Annotated in this window: 14 protein-coding genes; 12 read left to right on the top strand and 2 right to left on the bottom strand. The window is 38.7% G+C overall.

What is annotated here, in order from left to right:
- Positions 1-252: 252 nt before the first annotated feature.
- From ACFX4E_RS23065 to essA, 10 genes are all read left to right on the top strand, one after another.
- Positions 253-1,458 (top strand): DEAD/DEAH box helicase, encoded by a 1,206-nt coding sequence (locus tag ACFX4E_RS23065; RefSeq protein WP_013081498.1) that lies wholly within the window; start codon positions 253-255, stop codon positions 1,456-1,458.
- Positions 1,459-1,710: 252 nt separating this feature from the next.
- On the top strand, positions 1,711-2,028 hold the full coding sequence (locus tag ACFX4E_RS23060; protein ID WP_013055102.1) for a hypothetical protein: 318 nt from the start codon (positions 1,711-1,713) through the stop codon (positions 2,026-2,028).
- Positions 2,029-2,137: 109 nt separating this feature from the next.
- The gene (locus ACFX4E_RS23055; protein ID WP_013055103.1) at positions 2,138-2,737 is read left to right on the top strand and encodes a WXG100 family type VII secretion target; all 600 of its coding nucleotides are present in this window, start codon (positions 2,138-2,140) and stop codon (positions 2,735-2,737) included.
- A 61-nt stretch (positions 2,738-2,798) separates the two neighbouring features.
- Positions 2,799-3,191 carry an SseB family protein gene (locus ACFX4E_RS23050; RefSeq protein WP_028410157.1) on the top strand — a complete coding sequence of 131 codons (393 nt, stop codon included), beginning with the start codon at positions 2,799-2,801 and terminating at the stop codon, positions 3,189-3,191.
- Between the two features lie 372 nt (positions 3,192-3,563).
- Positions 3,564-3,857 (top strand): WXG100 family type VII secretion target, encoded by a 294-nt coding sequence (locus ACFX4E_RS23045; protein ID WP_013055105.1) that lies wholly within the window; start codon positions 3,564-3,566, stop codon positions 3,855-3,857.
- 93 nt (positions 3,858-3,950) lie between these two features.
- Positions 3,951-4,190, top strand: a complete 240-nt coding sequence (gene yukD / locus ACFX4E_RS23040; RefSeq protein WP_098332933.1) for an ESX secretion system protein YukD — start codon at positions 3,951-3,953, stop codon at positions 4,188-4,190.
- A gap of 14 nt (positions 4,191-4,204) precedes the next feature.
- A complete protein-coding gene (essB, locus tag ACFX4E_RS23035; RefSeq protein WP_028410156.1) occupies positions 4,205-5,509 on the top strand; it encodes a type VII secretion protein EssB in 1,305 nt (434 codons plus the stop codon).
- Between the two features lie 12 nt (positions 5,510-5,521).
- Positions 5,522-10,000: a type VII secretion protein EssC gene (gene essC, locus ACFX4E_RS23030; RefSeq protein WP_028410155.1), complete on the top strand. Its 4,479-nt coding sequence runs from the start codon at positions 5,522-5,524 to the stop codon at positions 9,998-10,000.
- On the top strand, positions 9,997-13,179 hold the full coding sequence (esaA, locus tag ACFX4E_RS23025; protein ID WP_377579892.1) for a type VII secretion protein EsaA: 3,183 nt from the start codon (positions 9,997-9,999) through the stop codon (positions 13,177-13,179). The genes essC and esaA overlap by 4 nt, the downstream gene beginning before the upstream one ends.
- Positions 13,157-13,654: a type VII secretion protein EssA gene (gene essA, locus ACFX4E_RS23020; RefSeq protein ID WP_377238692.1), complete on the top strand. Its 498-nt coding sequence runs from the start codon at positions 13,157-13,159 to the stop codon at positions 13,652-13,654. Before esaA ends, essA begins: the two co-directional genes overlap by 23 nt.
- A gap of 50 nt (positions 13,655-13,704) precedes the next feature.
- Here essA and ACFX4E_RS23015 read toward each other — a convergent pair whose 3' ends face one another.
- The gene (locus tag ACFX4E_RS23015) at positions 13,705-14,181 is read right to left on the bottom strand and encodes a hypothetical protein (RefSeq protein WP_013081504.1); all 477 of its coding nucleotides are present in this window, start codon (positions 14,179-14,181) and stop codon (positions 13,705-13,707) included.
- Positions 14,182-14,469: 288 nt separating this feature from the next.
- Here ACFX4E_RS23015 and ACFX4E_RS23010 point away from each other — a divergent pair, with 288 nt between their 5' ends.
- Positions 14,470-15,624, top strand: a complete 1,155-nt coding sequence (locus ACFX4E_RS23010; RefSeq protein WP_098659205.1) for an endonuclease — start codon at positions 14,470-14,472, stop codon at positions 15,622-15,624.
- A 105-nt stretch (positions 15,625-15,729) separates the two neighbouring features.
- Positions 15,730-17,367: a family 14 glycosylhydrolase gene (locus ACFX4E_RS23005; RefSeq protein ID WP_334034751.1), complete on the top strand. Its 1,638-nt coding sequence runs from the start codon at positions 15,730-15,732 to the stop codon at positions 17,365-17,367.
- A gap of 49 nt (positions 17,368-17,416) precedes the next feature.
- Here ACFX4E_RS23005 and msrA read toward each other — a convergent pair whose 3' ends face one another.
- Positions 17,417-17,932, bottom strand: a complete 516-nt coding sequence (msrA, locus tag ACFX4E_RS23000; RefSeq protein ID WP_060746116.1) for a peptide-methionine (S)-S-oxide reductase MsrA — start codon at positions 17,930-17,932, stop codon at positions 17,417-17,419.
- Positions 17,933-18,179 lie beyond the last annotated feature (247 nt).

The following is an 18,179-nucleotide window of genomic DNA, read 5'->3' as shown; positions in this document are numbered from 1 at the left end:
AAGAGGATCATATTGTTTTCTATAGAAGCAATAGTGTATCATAGTTGAAGCTATGTTTATTGATGTAGAAAAGTTAAGGTAACAACCGATTTTTCTACTGACGGATTGACAGGGTCCCTTGGGATAAGAAAGGTTTATTTATAAATAGAAATTAAGGTCAGTATTAACGCAAATGGCCACTGATACATTCGTTTAATTGAAATGAAAAAAATCGTTTATAATATCGAGAAAAGCATGGAAAAGGAGATAGATATGAGTCAGTTTATAGAGACTTTACAGCCTTTTTTACAAGAGGCATGGAAAAAAGCAGGGTTCAATGAGCCTACTGCCATTCAAACGAAAGCTATTTCAGAGATTTTAGCTAATAAAGATGTAATAGGAGAATCCCCAACGGGAACAGGAAAGACGCTGGCATATTTGTTGCCTGTCTTACATCGCATTCAGCCGGGACCATCTCATATTCAAGCAGTTATTTTAGCATCTTCCCATGAATTAGTTATGCAAATTCACGGTGAAATTCAAACTTGGTCGCAGGGAAGCGGTATTTCAAGCGCTGCGTTTATTGGCGGAGCAAATATGAAACGGCAATTAGAAAAACTCAAAAAACGTCCTAATATTATTGTTGGTACCCCAGGACGTTTGAACGAGCTAATTAAAATGAAGAAATTAAAAATGCACGAAGTCAAAACAATTGTGATTGATGAAGCGGATCAATTGTTTGTACCTGAGCATGTTCAAACGGTTCAACAGATTGTAAAAATGGCGTTAAGTGATCGTCAAATCCTAGTCTTCTCAGCTACTGTATCAGAACGTACCAAATCGCTAGCGAAAGATATGATGAACCACCCTCTTGAAATAGAGGTAGGAAGAGATGAACTTCCTGCTTCGAAGGTAGAGCATGTATACATCAAAAGTGAAGCTAGAGATAAAGTGGACGTGCTTAGAAAACTAGTTCGTCAAGAACAAATGAAAGCTTTAGCCTTTTTTAAAGGAATTGATACTTTAATCGAGTTTGAAGAAAAATTAACATTTAAGCGTGTAGAAGCAGGCTCTTTACACAGTGAAACGAAAAAAGAAGATCGTGCTACGACGATTAAAGGGTTTCGAAAAGGAGATTTCCCTGTCTTATTAGCAACGGATGTCGCAGCTAGAGGATTAGACATTAAGGGATTGACGCATGTAATTCACATCGATGTTCCTCAAGATGCAGATCAATACGTACATCGCTCAGGTAGAACAGGCAGATCGGGAGCAGAAGGTACAGTCATTTCTCTTGTGACTGAACGTGAAGAACGAAATTTAAAACAAATCGCACGTGAACTTCAACTTTCATTAGTGAAAAAAGAACTTTATATGGGTGAAATCGTGGATGAAGGAACAAAAGAGCAGTCCCGTACAGCTAAAAAACCTTCAAAAAAGCCGTTTAACAAGAAAAAGAAACAAAAAGGTCGAATGTAAATTAGGTATTCTTCCTTTTTATAACAGCAGTGTCATAACCTAAAAAGCAACGTCTACTGCTTTATTACAGCAGCCTGGCGTTGTTTATTTTCTCTATTTTCCCTGTATAAATAAGTAAAAAAAGAGAAATGTAGATATTTTTTCCTAGGTATGAAAATAGTTTGAATGATGGATTTTGTTTTTTGTAACCTTATTTTAACATTACTTTAAGAGACTTCTAATAAAAGAGGAAGAAGGACGTGGGGACATTTTATGGATGCAATTGATGATCTCTTTGACGACATAGAGCGAAGAAGAAAAAGTAAAGAATATAGTCGAGATGCAGATCAATTAGAATCATATTTACATGAAGTTCAACGTATCATGGAATTTCTTGAAGAGGGTATCTATCTGTTTCAAAATTCGCACCAACAATATGCGTCAGATTGGTCAGGGCGTTCTAAGAGCTCATATGAGGATATTTATAATGATATTACGCAATCTACTTTTCATCTGTACGACGTAAGGGATGAATTGTTTCAAACTTTACGCTTAGAAATTTCACGACTAAGAGAGTTAGCATCGGCGTAATAAATAACATTATCGACTCACTCCTTTAGAAAGTGAGTCTTTCCGTATAGGCTTAAAAAATGTTTAGATGATGACTGAAGGCTTACAAGAGATAGGGGGACGGACATACATGGAGATAAAAGTAAATCCAGAGGTGCTGCAGACATTTGCAGAGCGAATTCAGCAGTCTCATTCACAGACGGCTGATGCACTTCAAAAACTAAGCTGGGAAGCTACAAATCTACATTTCTTGTCTGTTGCAGATATTGATAAAGTGCTGGACTTGCAGGAAGAGTTACAGCATATGATTCGCAAACTTGATTCGCTAACGGAAAACGCACATTTATTAGTAAAAGACACGGCAGAACAAATGAGAAAAGCAGATGGAGAGCTAGAAGGCTCTTCAGGCTGGACGGAGTTTTGGTCGAGCGTATGGAGCGATGGGAGCACCCATTCACAAGATACGTGGAATGATATAAAGAACTTAAAAGAATGGAATACGTATGACAATATGCATAGAACGATTGAAAAACCTTTAGGTACTCTTAATGTTATGTGGAATTCGCTTTCTATGTCTTGGGAAGAAAAAGTAGTGAATGGTTCTACATGCAGTCGAACGGAATTTTTTACTTATGGCGTTATTCAAATGGGGTTGGGCATTTTAAGTCAGGAAATGAATCCTTCAAACATTATGTTTAGTGACAGCACAGAGGAAGTGAAGAGAGAATGAATGAAGTATATGATGGCGCTGGAAGTGAAATGGTACAGTTCCTTACAGGGTTGTCTCGGCAATGAAATATACATTTAACTTATTAGAAAAATCATTAATTGAAGCAATGAAAGATAATAAGAAAATTGCTCAATTTTATAAAACTTTAATGAATAGCAATTTATGGCTAGTTGTGAATTCAGAGCATGGAGCATCAGATATATTGATTGCAGAGCACTACGTTCAGACAATGAAAAGCGCAGCGTACCGATATTTACCTGTTTTTTCGTCAAAATATCCGATTGAACAGATGCTGAAAGATGAAAAGACCGTATGCGTATCATTTAAGGATATGCTGCCTGTATTAAATGAAGAAATAGCGATATTACTTAACCCTGACACGCCTCTCTCAAAATTATTCATCCCCGAAGAAATAAGGATGTTAAAAGAAGATCAAAATTATTTTAAGCAGTAGCCAAAAAATAAAAAGCGCATGTGCTTTTTCCAAGCATGTCTGAATCTTAAATAAATATAAGATATATAAAGAGGCAGGGCCTTAAATAGGCTGCTGCTTTTTTATTACTAGTAAATAGTTCTATAGATAATGAACAAAAATGTAATTTAATAGTCTTATAGTTTTTATTTTCCTTTAAATAGGTACCTATAGATCAGATAGAAAAGGTTTAAATGAGAACAAAATCTTGGTTGTTTAGGTTTTATTTGCATTTTTTAGGGGTATTTGTAGATACATATTCTCATTTTTGGAGGCTTTTGCAAGTAACCTTTGACCTTATCACTAGAGTTTCTTACAATAATAGTAAATATATAAACCGAAGGAGAGATATGTATGTCAGGAATTATTCGCGTAACACCAGCAGAGCTTCGCGACATGGCAGGTCGTTATACTAACGAAAGCGGTCAAGTTCAAGAATTAGTAAGTCGTCTTGATACAATGAAAAATCAACTTCAAGACATGTGGGAAGGTGCTTCAAGCGAAGCGTTTGCTGCTCAATACGAAGAACTAAAGCCTTCTTTCGTTGAAATGTCTAACCTACTTACAAAGATTGCTAAGCAATTAGATGACTCTGCAAACGTTCTTGAAGATACAGATAACCAAATCGCTAGCCAAATCCGCGGTTAACTTCATCTAATAATCTAAGTGAAGTAATAAAAGGAGCGCCCTATTCTCAAAAGATGAAGGCGCTTTTTCTATGTTTTGAGGTGATGAAACCCTATGTATATAGAAGTAACAGTAGACTTAAAGCACTATACAGGTGATCGGTTCGATTTGCGACTATCAAACTATCATTCACTCAAAAAAGTAGTCGAGATCGTTTGGCAAGCTAAAAAGATTACTCAATCACCAAAGGACGGTGCGTGGATACGTATTTCAAATAAAAATCTTATTTTCTCGGGAAATGAGACGATGATTAACTGCGGAATTACCACAGGTGATTGTATCGAAATTCTCTAAAGGAGTCTATTAGAATGTCAGAGAAGAAACCGACTTACTTAGAAGAACAGCTCGAAGCTGTAATGACACGTCATAATAATGAATATACATTTGTTTTTCAAAAAGAAAAAATTCGACTTAATCGTTCTGTTGAAATTGAAATGTTAAAGGATGTAAACATGGCTTTTCAAAAAGAAATCATGATGAGCGATGATGAACTTAAAATAACAATTAAGCCTACCTCTGAATTTCAACCTTTTACGGCATTAAGAGGAAAAGAAGAACAGCAAAAGTGGCTGTTTGCAGATCAGCTTATCAAACAGGTAAAGCAGCATTCTTTTTCAAGGCTGCATTTGTTGATTTGTCCAGAAAATATCATTTTTGATAAAAGTTTAAGTCCGGCTTTTTTACACTATGGAGTGAAAGAAAGTTTACCTCCTTATGAGTCTAACGAGGAACAAAGCTTTCAAGAGTTAAAGGCTACGATAGCAGCGGCCGTTGACTCATCACATACATTTGAACAGTATTTTAAGTTATATGAGACCTTGCAATTAAAAGAAGACGCTAAAAAAATAATGCATATCAGCAATGAGGAAGAGTTGAGCCAATTTGTTCAGCATAAGCTAACTCAAATTGAAAAGCATCAAAAGACACTCGTTCAACTTCCTCAAAAACGCTGGACCATTTTTAAGTTTTCATCTGTGGGTATACTTGTCTTATTAATTCCAGCTCTTATTTATACTTTTTACTCTTACTTTTTTGCTCAGCCGAAACAAGAAGCATTTGTAGAAAGCAACGAATACTTTCTTGAAAAAAACTACAGCAAAGTAGTCGACACACTTGAAGATTATGACATTGAAAGCATGCCTAAAATTGTGCAATACGAAATAGCAACTTCCTATCTTGTTAATGAAAAGTTAGGGGAGGAGCAAAAAGCAAATGCTTTAAAGACCATTACGCTTCAGTCAGATCCTCAGTATTTTGCCTATTGGTTTTACATTGGCCGAGGAGACAACAAAAAAGCGCTAGAAGTCAGCAGGTTGTTAGAAGAACGTTCGTTAATTATCTATGCACTAATGAAATACGAAGGTCAGCTAAAGACAGACAACGATTTAGCGGCTGATAAAAAGCAAGAGGAGCTTGATAAAGTAGCGAACGAACTTGAAGAATTTAAGAAAGAAAATGATCAGCAAGAAGCGGAAGCAGCCAAGCAGCAAGAAGAGAAACAAGCTGAGGAAGCACAGGCGGCCAAGCAGCAGGAAGAAGAACAGAAAGCTGCAGAAGCCGAGAAAAAGAAACAAGAAGAGCAGAAAAAACAGCAGGAAGATCAATCGAAGTAGGGAGGTAGTTGTATGAATATGCTTTGGGTAGTTAGTGGGCAAACGTATCAGCAGCTGCCTGTAGATTTTAAAACCTTTCGCCAAGCAACGGTAGGAAACACTCAGCATCACACTTTTACGTTTTCCTATCCGTTTGAGAAAGGGCAAATGACGCTGTCATCTGAAAAGAACGGCCGGCTCTTGATTTCCTACGGAGAAGAAAGGATAGCAGAGCTATCTGTTTCTGAGTCATTTGTATGGCGAGAACAAGGACATGTTTTAACCTTTGTCCTTACAGAGACGGCTGTTAAAGAAGCTGTCTATTATATTGATTACGGATCAGAAGTCTCGTTTTCCACAAGTGATGAAGCAGCTGATGTGTATCAGCAGAAAGAAAAGTGTGTAATAGAGCCAAAAGAAGGATTTTACTTATCAAAGATAAACGGGAAGTGGAAGGTCTTTTATAACCAAGAACCGCTTTATCTTAACGGACACCGACTAGAAGAGAATACGAACCTTCAGCCTGGAGATCTTATTTTATGGTCTTCTATGACGATTCAATTGATCGAAAAAGATTTGCTGAAGATTCAAAGCTGCTATGATTATGCATCTAAGCTTCCAGCTACGGCACAGCCTATTTCTGAAATGAAAAAGAAGTACCCGGTTTATAGACGGACACCGCGCATGATATATGATTTGCCTAATGATAAGGTGAGCTTGTCCTTTCCGTCGCAAGACAATGATGAAAATAACCGAAGCTTATGGCTTACTATTTTACCGCCATTAGTCATGCTTTTAGTCATGGGTACGGTCTCGATTATTCAGCCTAGGGGAATTTTTATTATTATATCTGTCATGATGTTTACGACCACGCTGATTGTATCTACCGTTCAATACTTCAAAGATAAAAAACAGCGCAAGAAGCGGCAGGAGCGTCGTCGTCGAATTTATACAAAGTATTTAGAGAACAAGCGCGAGGAATTACAAGAACTAGTATCAGTTCAACGAGATGTATTATCTTATCATTTTCCGACGTTTGAACGAATGAAATATTTAACAGAACAGATTTCTGATCGAATTTGGGAACGAACTGTAGAAAGCAGTGATTTTTTACAGGTGCGCCTTGGAACAGGAACAGTTCCGGGAAGCTACCAAATTTCTTTGAATAGCGGAGATATGGCTAATCGAGAAATTGATGATTTGCTTGAGCAGTCTCAGCACATGGAAAAGGTCTATCGAGAAGTGAAAAATGCCCCTGTTACCGCTCATTTAGGTTTAGGCTCTATCGGTCTGGTAGGAAAGATGAAAACGGTGAAGAATGAACTGCATCAGCTTGTAGGACAGCTGGCATTTTCCCACAGTTATCATGACGTAAGATTCGTATTCATTTTTGATGAAGAAGAATATAAAGAGTGGGAATGGATGAAATGGCTTCCTCATTTTCAGCTTCCGCATTCTTTTGCGAAAGGTTTCATCTATAATGAACAAACGAGAGATCAGCTTTTATCTTCTATTTATGAAATGCTGAGAGAACGCGATTTGGATGAAGCAAAAGGAGAAGGGGTTTTCTTGCCTCACTTTGTTTTTATTATTACGAATCAGCAGTTAATTGCAGATCACGTTATCTTAGAGTATTTAGAAGGGTATCACCCTCACCTTGGGTTTTCTGCGATATTTGCGGCAGAGACAAAGGAAAGCTTAACGGAGCATGTTCATACACTCGTCCGTTATATTAACGAATCCGAGGGGGATATATTAATTCAAAAGCAAAAGGCTGTGAATATTCCATTTCAGCTTGATAAACACACGCTTGATTATAATGAAAGATTTGCAAGGATGCTGCGGACATTGGATCACCAAGTTGGCATGACCAACTCAATTCCAAATAGCGTTTCATTCTTAGAATTATTTAAAGCAAGAGAAATTGGTGAGTTGGATATCATGCAAAGGTGGCAAAGCAATGAATCAGCTAAGTCGCTAGCAGTTCCTATTGGGTTAAAAGGAAAAGAAGATATTGTTGAACTAAATCTTCATGAAAAGGCTCACGGCCCTCATGGATTACTTGCAGGTACGACGGGGTCAGGGAAAAGTGAATTCTTACAAACGTACATTCTTTCGCTAGCAGTGAATTTCCATCCACATGAAGTCGCGTTTTTATTGATTGACTATAAGGGCGGAGGAATGGCTCAGCCGTTTAAAAACATGCCTCATCTGCTTGGAACCATTACAAATATTGAAGGAAGTAAGAATTTTAGTACAAGAGCCTTAGCTTCTATTAAAAGTGAATTAAAGCGACGCCAGCGCTTGTTTGATAGATATGAAGTCAATCACATTAATGACTATACAGATTTATATAAGCAAGGTATGGCAGAAGAACCTCTGCCTCATTTATTCTTAATCTCGGATGAGTTTGCCGAGTTAAAAAGTGAAGAACCAGAGTTCATTCGGGAATTAGTGAGCGCGGCGCGCATTGGACGTAGTCTAGGAGTTCATTTAATTTTAGCCACGCAAAAGCCAGGCGGTGTTATTGACGATCAAATATGGAGTAATGCGCGCTTTAAAGTAGCTTTAAAAGTCCAAGATGCCGCTGACAGTAAAGAAATCTTAAAAAATGCAGACGCTGCTTCTATTACGGTGACGGGTCGAGGCTATCTGCAGGTTGGAAATAATGAAGTGTATGAACTGTTTCAGTCAGCTTGGAGCGGCGCGCCGTACATGGAAGATACGTATGGGGCTGAAGATGAAGTCGCCATTGTCACAGATCTCGGGTTGATTCCTTTATCTGATGTATCTACTCAGCAGACGTCATCTAAACAAGCGGAAGCAGAAATTGATGTTGTGGTGCAAAAAATTGAAAAAACGCAGCAGGAACTAGCTATCAAAAAATTAAATAGTCCATGGCTGCCGCCTCTTAAAGAGAGATTGCTTCGCAGTGAGTACACAGAGAAGCGAGACGGCGTATTCCCAATTGGCTTGATTGATGAACCGGAAAAGCAAAGTCAAACGGTATACAACTATCAGCTGATGGACGATGGAAACATTGGTATATTTGGTTCGTCAGGATACGGTAAATCGTTTACAGTCATGATGTTGCTTCTTAGTCTAGCTGAAAGACAAAGCCCGGAGCAGCTTCATTATTACATTTTTGACTTTGGAAACGGCACGCTGCTGCCGCTTCGTCAGCTGCCTCATACGGCGGATTATTTCTTAATGGATCAAATGCGTAAAATTGAAAAATTTATGACGATTATCAAACAAGAAATCGCAAGGCGAAAGCAGTTATTTCAACAGCAGGAAGTTAGCAATATCAAAATGTATAATGCTCTAAGTTCAGAAGAGCTTCCTCTAATTTTTATCACGATTGATAATTTTGATCTTGTCAAAGAAGAAATGCAAGATCTAGAAATGCAGTTCACACAGCTCGTGCGTGACGGCCAGTCTTTAGGAATTTATATGATCTTTACAGCGACGCGCGTGAATTCTATTCGTCAGTCGCTTATGAATAACTTGAAAACGAAGGTTGTTCATTATTTAATGGATCATTCAGAAGCGTATTCTATTTTAGGACGTACGCCGTATGCGCTAGAGTCTATTCCAGGCCGGGCTATTATCAAAACGGATCAGCCTTATTTTGCGCAGCTGTTTTTACCTGCAGAAGGAAAAGATGATTTTGAAATTTTTGATACAGTTAAGCTGCACATTCAACGATTAAAGAATCAATATGCTGATGCTATTGTTCCGGAGCCTGTACCAATGCTGTCATCGAAACTTGTGCTTGCCGAGTTTATGACGGACAGAAGGGTTATTCGGGAAAAAGGAGTCATTCCTCTTGGGTTAGATGAAGAGTTTGTTCGACCGGTGCATATGAACTTTACGAAAAATAAGCATTGCATCGTCATGGGGCAGACGCAAAAAGGAAAAACAAATGTAGTGAAGGTCATACTGCAAACAGCGCTTGAACAAGGCGTGAAGCAAATCGGATTATTTGATTCGGTTGATCGCGGTTTATCAAGTTATACAGCTGAAGATGAAGTTGTTTACATGGAAACAAAAGAACAGATTATCGACTGGCTTGATTTAACTGAAGAACGGTTGCAGCGACGTGAAAATAAGTATTTGGAAGCAGTGCAGGAAGGAACGGTACACAGTCTTTCATTTGCTCCGATCATGCTTGTAGTAGACGGATTTGTACGATTCCAGCAAAACTTAGACAGCGTCCTGCAGGATCGTATTACAAAATTGATGAAAAATTATAGTCACCTGGGCTTTAACTTGATTGTTGCAGGGAACAACAATGAGTTTTCAAAAGGATTTGACGCGTTAACAACAGAAGTGAAGCAAATTAGCCAAGCTGTGCTGCTGATGAAGAAAACAGAGCAAAGCTTATTTACACTTCCTTATGACCGAAAAGAAGCCGACGTTAATCCTGGCTTCGGTTATTATATTAAAAGTGGAAAAGAAACAAGAATTCAAATCCCGCTATGTGTAAGTGAAAGGAAGATCTTAACATGACCGAACAGCGTAAGTATACACTTAAAGTCATATTAGCTGTTGTTTTAATTTTGGCTCTTCCTTCTTTCTTTTTCCAGTATATTGGAGACAATCCGCTGCAAGTCACAGAAAACTCAACAAGAACGATTGCGGTGGTTAACGAAGATAATGGAGTAAAAGAAAATAGTGAAAAAGCGATAGAGTTTGGAGAAAAAGTGACTCCTCTTTTACAGGAGGGGTCGGATTATCAATGGACCGTGCTTGGACGAAGCGCAGCTACAAGCGGTTTACAGAATGGAAAATATGATGCGGTTATCTATATTCCCTCGACTTTCTCACAAAATATTTTATCGTATCAGGAAAAAAAGCCAGAAAAAGCTACTTTGGAATACAAAGTTCAAAGTCAGCTTAACGCAGTTAATAAGGAAAAAGTAGTAGGGGAATTAGAAGATGCTACTACAAAGGTTAATAATGAAATGTCCTCTTTGTACTGGAGTTATGTATCACAGGAAGTGGATAAAGTACGCGGACAGTTCGATAAAATTCTAAATAAAGAAATTGCCTTTCAAAAAACAATGGTCGCTTTTTATAAACCGAATTCAAAAGATTTAGCAGGTGAATTAAATGATCAAAAGAAAATTCTTCAGCAAATCCAAGATAATGTAAATAAAGCAGAAAAAGGTTCGAGTGACAGACAAGGCGACGTAGAACAGGTTGAAAAGAATTTAAACAGCTTTATTGAATATGTAAATCAATATCAAACATATCAAGAAACACAGAAACAAATGCTTGAAAAAATGCAGGCTCAAAGCGTCACTGCGATTCAAGAAGGGCTTTCTTCCCTTGAATCTAATCAGCCAAGCTCTAAGCAAAATTTTAATGAGCAGGCCAATCAAGTGTTTAGTGGCTTATCTTCCATTCAACAGCAGTTGGATCAAAATCAAAAAGCCGTTGGAGAACTTGGAGACCAACAAGCGGATAACATCAGTGAACAAGAAAAAGCTCTGCAAGATTTGAACGGCCAAATAGTCAGTTCCTATAAACAGCAGTCTGAGCAAACAACCCTAAATCAAATTGAAAGTAAGCTAAAGCCGCTTCGTGCGCAGCTAGAGACAGCTTCATCAAATGATAGTGGCGGAGGCTCAACGGATCCAGGGGAAAGTGATGGAACTCAGCCAGACCCTACTCAAGGCGGAGAGACGCCAATGGACCCTGGGGAAGGTGACGGAACTCAGCCAGATCCGAATCAAGGTGGAGAGACGCCGACGGATCCTGGAGAAGATGATGGAACTCAGCCAGATGCTGGTCAAGGCGAAGGAACGTCAGAACCAATTAAAGTGGATTTATCTCAGCAAACAGCAAAGCTTGATGATATATCAAAAGGTCTTGAAGACTTAGAACAGCAGCTCCAAGGAATGGTGAACGAAACACCTGAAGCACCTGAAGCACCTGAGACATCTGAGGGAACGGAAACGCCTGAAACGCCTGAAACACCGGACACACCGGATGCATCAGGTACATCCAATGCTGTGAAAAGTGCGCTTGAAAAAGTGGCTAATCTGAAAATACAGGTACAAGCAGTCAAAGATGAGCTGCAAAATGTAACAGTTCAGCCGGAAGCTTCAGGAGAAAATACGGATGCGCTGAAGCAGAAAATTGCCAGTTTGGAAGCAGACGTTGAGTCTTTGACAGCACAGAAAAACAAAGCAGAGAAAGACTTAGAAGAAGCGACCAAGTCGTCCAGCAGTCAAATTGCTAAGCTTCAAGAAGAAAATGAACGATTAAAAAAAGAGAATGAAAAGTTGAAAGAAGACGGCAAAAAGCCTTCTAAAGGTAGTGTGAATGTAGACAATCTCATTACGATGATTACAAACAAAGAAGATAAAATTTTATCTTCTCCAAACCTTTCAGCTTCTCGCAAGGAAAAGTTGAGCAATACATTCTCAGGTAAGATTCAAAGCAGCAGTGCAGAAGATCTGCTAAAGTACTACGGTGATTTATCGCAGTATGATTTGACTTTAGCTCAGGTAGGAAATACAGACATACAGAACAGCGTCCTTAACAATGACTCTATTAAAGGAAGTTTGCAGCAGGCGTTAGCTGGCACCGTCTCTTCTCAAGATGCACGTAAGCAAATCCAACAAAACCTGTCTCTAACAAAAGAAGAGTTAGCACAGTTCCAAAGTTCAGTGCAAGATTTTGCTGATCAATATGGACAAACAGTTGATGCTGAACAAGCATCTATTATGGAAGAGCTATCAGCTATTCAAGAAAAAGCAAATGCAATGAATCAAGAGCTTCAATCTAGCGCAGGTGAAGATCAAGTATTAGAAAAGAAAGAAGCTCCGGACGTAACGGGCTTAATGATGCTGCAACAAAGCATGGGTCAAGAGTTGAAGGGAATGAACGAACTCATTTCATCTTTAGGTGAAAGACAAGCAAATGTTGTCACATACACAGATGAATTGCAGAAGCGTGTAAATGAAGTCCAGGATAAAGCTGACACGCTTAACAGCAAGTGGGCCCAAAACGTGGATTCAACGAAGTTGGTTCGCGGCCAGGTATACCGTTTGTTAAATAATACATTAGTAGATGGACAGAATAATGATTACGTTTATCATTATTTAGCCAATCCTCTTCAAGTAAGCGGTGAAGTGCCGGCTGAAAAAGTAAAAGAGGTTCCACCAGTTGTCATTTTGGTTATTATCTTAATCAGCAGCTTACTAATTGGCTATTTCAGTCAATACTACCGACATGCACCTATGCTTGTGAAAGGTACGCTGTTTGGGTTATTGAATTTGATTGTAGGGTTAATGGTAAGTATCTTTAGCCTTAATATTTATTCGTTATCGGGAGACCGGGCAATGGAATGGTCAATCTTTACGATTGTCTTATTACTTGCTACATCTACACTCGTACGTATTGCTTTCTTATTAGGGAGCTTCGCTGGATGGGTGACGACAGTAGGGTTGATTTTATTTTATATTACCCCACTTCTTAACTTATCTATGCCAAACTTTAATTACGAAGATCCAGTATCTAAAGTATATATGTCAATTCAATATGATACGCAGTCGCTGTTTGGACAGGCGCTTATTGTATTACTGGGAATGACTGCCGTTTTAAGTGTTCTGCCATCTATTATTCGTGCTTTAAAGACGACTAAAGAGGTTGAAAATGATGAAACCTATAGTGCTTAATAAGAAGATTGGAAGTATTGTTCTTATTTTTTCACTTCTTTGTTTCCCTATAGCAGCAGCGGCTGAAGATGATGACGGAAACGTTGAAGAGATTAAACCAAATGTATATAAGGATGATCCGATTAACTTGGACCCCGAATCTTTGCTGGAAAATAAAAAAGAAGTAGGAAATATTCCGGAGGAAATAAAGGATCTTACATTTGAAAAAGAGGAAGATGCAGAGAAAGAGAGCTTAAAAGAAAGTCTTTTTGCGAACGCATCAGCTGAAGATAATACGATTTCTGCGAAAGCAAAAGAATATAACTTGTTTTCTTCTAAAAACACTTCCTACAAGAAAGATCGAACAGAACAAACTGCCTCTGAAAAGTCATCAGACCTACAACGGTTTTATTTATTATTGATTGGTGTGGGGGTTGTTGTATTATTTGCGGTTTTAATACCGCGCATTAGCCCTCAGCCTTCTGTGAAAAAATGAAAAAACCTCGCTGTTGATCAACAGCGAGGTTTTTGCGTATAGACGTAAATTTACAGGCGGCGGAAGCCTTCTTCAAACAAATAATCTTCGGCTTCTTCGTAAGATAGAAATGCTGCCTCTAAATTCAAGCCAGAATAAACATTCCACAGATCATCTTCATGAACAAGTAAAAGCGTTGCATTGTCTGGACCGTTCCAGCGCTGTTCATTTCCATTCCCTACAATAGCTTCTTCTCTAGCTGTATCAGGAAGGGTTGACAAAGATTCAATAGAAGCTTCAATAATTGAGCGAAGCTCTTCTTCTGTATAATCACGGATATTTACAAGACCTTTGTCATTTGTTTCATATCCTTTTAAAAACCCTCCATATACAAATCCATTTCCGTTAGGATGCAGATGATGCACAACAACCGTTTTATCGTACACGCTTTCTTCATAATGAAAATTCACGCGTCCTAAAGATACATCTTTTCGATGCAGCTCTGGAAACGATGAAATAATAGCTAATTTTTCGTCAAAACTAAGCATACACAATCCTCATTTCTATTTAAATCATTTCATTTTCTGAAATGGTATAAGCTCTTTTACGATTCGGTTGATTATACCATATATAAAGAAAGACACATAATGCTTTTTCCAATGTGGACTTTTAAAAATATAACCCTTCGCATAAAGTGGCCGTCACTGTAAAGAAGAATACATCTTTTTCACTATAAAACTTAACAAAAAAGAGGCAGGGAATTCACAGTGAAAAAATAATATAAAGAGGTGGAAGAAAACTAGTTTTCAAACCTATCATATAGGAGGAATAAAAAAGTGAAATTATACGATCTGTGTAAAAAAACATGGGCACTATCCCTGCTTGTTTTTGTTCTTTTAGTGAGCTTAACTCCTGTTAGTCAAGCAGCCGCATTTTTATCTGTTGCACAAGCTCTTGAGAATCAAAACAATAGTGTACAAACGGTTAAAGGATATGTAGTAGGTCAACCTACAGGCACATCTACAGTTATTACGAGCAATTACCCAAACGATTATGCACTTGCACTTGCTGATAGTGCAAATGAAACCAATACAGACAAGATGGTGTACGTTCAAATTCCTTCAAATTTGCGAAGTACATTTGGACTTCAAAGTCACTCGGAGTTAAAAGGGAAAAATCTTACTGTTACGGGCACACTCACTCCTTATTTTTCACACCCAGGAATAAAATCAGTTACTTCTATCAGTACAGAAACAGGAGGAACTGATCCGGCTCCAGATCCCACAGAGCCAACTGTTCCAGTAGAAGACTATTATCGTACTGCAGCTGGAAAAACAGGAAATACCTTAAAGACAGAGCTTCATAACATTATTGATCATCATACAGAACTGTCGTATTCAGCCGTATGGGAAGCTTTAAAGAAAACGGATGAAGATCCAGCTAACGTAAATAACGTTATTTTGCTCTACACGGGGCGTTCACAGGCTAAGAGTACAAATGGAGGCGGAGTGGACGATTGGAATCGTGAGCACGTCTGGGCAAAGTCTCACGGGGATTTTGGAACAGCTATGGGACCTGGAACAGATCTTCATCACTTACGTCCAACCGACGTGTCTGTAAACAGTACGAGAGGAAACTTAGATTTTGATAACGGAGGGACGGAACATAGCGAAGCACTCGGAAATTATTTTGACAGTGATTCATGGGAACCTCGAGATGAAGTAAAAGGCGATGTGGCTCGTATGTTGTTTTATATGGCCGTGCGCTATGAAGGCGATGTAAGTGATGAGCCTGACTTAGAACTTAATAACACAGTAAATAATGGCACTGCTCCTTATCACGGGAAATTATCTGTGCTTCTTCAATGGAACGCCCAAGATCCAGTAGATGATCGAGAACGACGTAGAAATGACATTATTTATTCAGATTATCAGCATAACCGGAACCCGTTTATTGACCATCCTGAATGGGTGAATGAGATTTGGAACTAATGAAGGAGGCGTCCTGGCAGGGCGTCTTTTTTTTATAAAAGAAAAAGGAAAAAACTAAAATCCGCCGAATACCTATAGGTGATTTTGAAAAAATGGAGGGAAGATATGAAACAGCTATGTAAAAAAGGATTGGCTTTCGTTTTGATGTTCATTTTTGTTAACGCTTTCATTTTAAGTCCAATTAACGGAGCGGCTGCCGTAGATGGAAATTCAATGAATCCAGGTTACAAAACCTATTTAATGGCGCCTTTAAAAAAGGTAACAGACTATACGACATGGGAAGCGTTTGAGAACGATTTACGCAAAGCGAAACAAAATGGATTTTATGCAGTGACAGTAGACTTCTGGTGGGGAGATATGGAGAAAAACGGCGATCAGCAGTTTGATTTTTCCTATGCGCAGCGCTTTGCTCAAGCTGCTCGTAATGCAGGTATAAAGATCGTTCCTATTATTTCTACTCATCAGTGCGGAGGCAATGTAGGAGATGATTGTAACGTTCCGCTTCCATCTTGGGTATGGAACTTAAAAAGCGATGATAGCCTTTACTTTAAATCTGAAACGGGAACGATAAATAAAGAAACGCTAAGCCCGCTTGCAACAGACGTTATTTCTAAGCAATACGGTGAGCTCTACACGGCATTTGCGCAAGCGTTAGCACCTTATAAAGAAGTGATTGCTAAAATCTATTTATCAGGAGGCCCTGCAGGTGAAATTCGTTATCCGTCTTATACAGCAGCAGACGGAACCGGCTATCCGTCTAGAGGGAAATTTCAAGTGTATACGAACTTTGCCAAAAGCAAGTTTCAATCATATGCTTTGACTAAATACGGTTCACTCGCGGGCATTAATCAAGCATGGGGAACCAATTTAACGTCTGCATCGCAAATTTTACCGCCGTCAGATGGCTATCAGTTCTTAAAAGATGGTTATTCAACAGCTTATGGAAAAGATTTCTTAGCATGGTATCAAGGAGCTTTGGAAGATCACACAAAACGTATTGGACAGTTAGCTCATCAGGCTTTTGATTCCACCTTTAACGTACCAATCGGTGCAAAAGTGGCGGGAATTCATTGGCAGTATAACAATCCCACGATTCCTCATGCTGCAGAAAAACCTGCTGGATATAATGATTACAATGCGCTTTTAGATGCGTTTAAAACAGCTAAATTAGATATAACGTTTACGTGCTTAGAAATGACGGACAGCGGAAGTTATCCAGAATATTCTATGCCAAAGACACTTGTACGCCAGGTAGCAGGTATTGCGAATGCAAAAGGAGTTGTTTTAAACGGGGAAAATGCTTTAACTATAGGCAGTGAAGATCAATATAAAAAAGCAGCTGAAATGGCCTTTAACTATAATTTTGCAGGATTTACGTTGCTTCGTTTCTACGATGTTATTAACAATGATACGCTGATGGGGCAATTTAAAAATACGTTGGGCGTTACACCTGTTGCGCAAACGGTTGTAGTAAAAAATGCGCCAACCGCATTAGGAGAAACGGTTTATATTGTTGGAGACAGAGCTGAGCTAGGTCAGTGGGATACGTCCATGTATCCAATTAAATTAACATATAATTCATCTACAGCTGATTGGAGAGGCACCGTCTATTTTCCTGCGAGTCAAAATGTTCAATTTAAAGCAATTGTGAAGAGAGCTGATGGATCGTTAAAAGCATGGCAGCCTTCGCAGCAATATTGGAGCGTACCTTCAACAACAATGACGTATACAGATAATTGGTAAAACAAAGCCGCATAGCACGTGCTATGCGGCTTTGTTTTGAACACAAGAATTATTTCCAGTTCTCTTGAATAAATTCATCTCGACCGGACTTAGCACGGTCTTCTTTATAATGCTTTGGATTTTTCTTGTGGAAATCTTGGTGATACTCTTCGGCTTCATAAAACGTAGAGGCAGGAAGAATGCTTGTTACGATTGGTTTTTTAAAACGTCCGCTTTCTGCGACCTCTAGCTTCGTCTCTTCAGCTGCTTGTTTTTGGCTGTCGTTATGGTAAAAAATTGCTGTTCGATACTGCGAGCCGCGATCTTGAAATTGACCTCCGTCATCTGTTGGATCAATTTGCGGCCAATAAAGATCTAATAAACGTTTATACGGAAACACTTCGGGGTCAAATGTGATTTGAACCACTTCGTAGTAACCGCTTGTTCCAGATTTTACTTGCTCATAAGTAGGGTTATCCACAGTTCCCCCCATATATCCTGATACAATGCCGTGAATACCTTCTAGCTCTTCAAAAGGTGTAACCATACACCAGAAACATCCACCTGCAAATGTAGCTTTTTCCATACGTAATCCCTCACTTAATCCGTTGTTATGAAGGGTATTATAACAAATTTATATTGAAACAGCTAGAAAAGGGTTTGTAGTCTGTGTAAAAGCTGTGGATAAAGATAAATATCCACAGCTTTTACACAATAAACTCGACTGTTTTGAAGATTGAAAAATGAAGGAGAGAATAAAGAAAAAATGATAGAATAGATAAGATGTATATATCGATTTAGAAGAAATTGCACAGCAGAAGTACAATCTACGG

Source organism: Priestia sp. YIM B13491 (assembly GCF_042787605.1).
In the GTDB taxonomy this organism is placed as follows: domain Bacteria; phylum Bacillota; class Bacilli; order Bacillales; family Bacillaceae_H; genus Priestia; species Priestia megaterium_E.
This window is presented reverse-complemented; position numbering and strand designations above follow the sequence as displayed.

Coding starts and splice junctions, on each gene's coding strand:
- ACFX4E_RS23060 (WP_013055102.1), top strand. CDS start 1,711: ATGGATGCAATTGATGATCTCTTTGACGACATAGAGCGAAGAAGAAAA.
- msrA (WP_060746116.1), bottom strand. CDS start 17,932: ATGGAAAAAGCTACATTTGCAGGTGGATGTTTCTGGTGTATGGTTACA.
- essB (WP_028410156.1), top strand. CDS start 4,205: ATGTCAGAGAAGAAACCGACTTACTTAGAAGAACAGCTCGAAGCTGTA.
- ACFX4E_RS23045 (WP_013055105.1), top strand. CDS start 3,564: ATGTCAGGAATTATTCGCGTAACACCAGCAGAGCTTCGCGACATGGCA.
- yukD (WP_098332933.1), top strand. CDS start 3,951: ATGTATATAGAAGTAACAGTAGACTTAAAGCACTATACAGGTGATCGG.
- essA (WP_377238692.1), top strand. CDS start 13,157: ATGATGAAACCTATAGTGCTTAATAAGAAGATTGGAAGTATTGTTCTT.
- ACFX4E_RS23065 (WP_013081498.1), top strand. CDS start 253: ATGAGTCAGTTTATAGAGACTTTACAGCCTTTTTTACAAGAGGCATGG.
- ACFX4E_RS23050 (WP_028410157.1), top strand. CDS start 2,799: ATGAAATATACATTTAACTTATTAGAAAAATCATTAATTGAAGCAATG.
- esaA (WP_377579892.1), top strand. CDS start 9,997: ATGACCGAACAGCGTAAGTATACACTTAAAGTCATATTAGCTGTTGTT.
- ACFX4E_RS23005 (WP_334034751.1), top strand. CDS start 15,730: ATGAAACAGCTATGTAAAAAAGGATTGGCTTTCGTTTTGATGTTCATT.
- ACFX4E_RS23015 (WP_013081504.1), bottom strand. CDS start 14,181: ATGCTTAGTTTTGACGAAAAATTAGCTATTATTTCATCGTTTCCAGAG.
- ACFX4E_RS23055 (WP_013055103.1), top strand. CDS start 2,138: ATGGAGATAAAAGTAAATCCAGAGGTGCTGCAGACATTTGCAGAGCGA.
- essC (WP_028410155.1), top strand. CDS start 5,522: ATGAATATGCTTTGGGTAGTTAGTGGGCAAACGTATCAGCAGCTGCCT.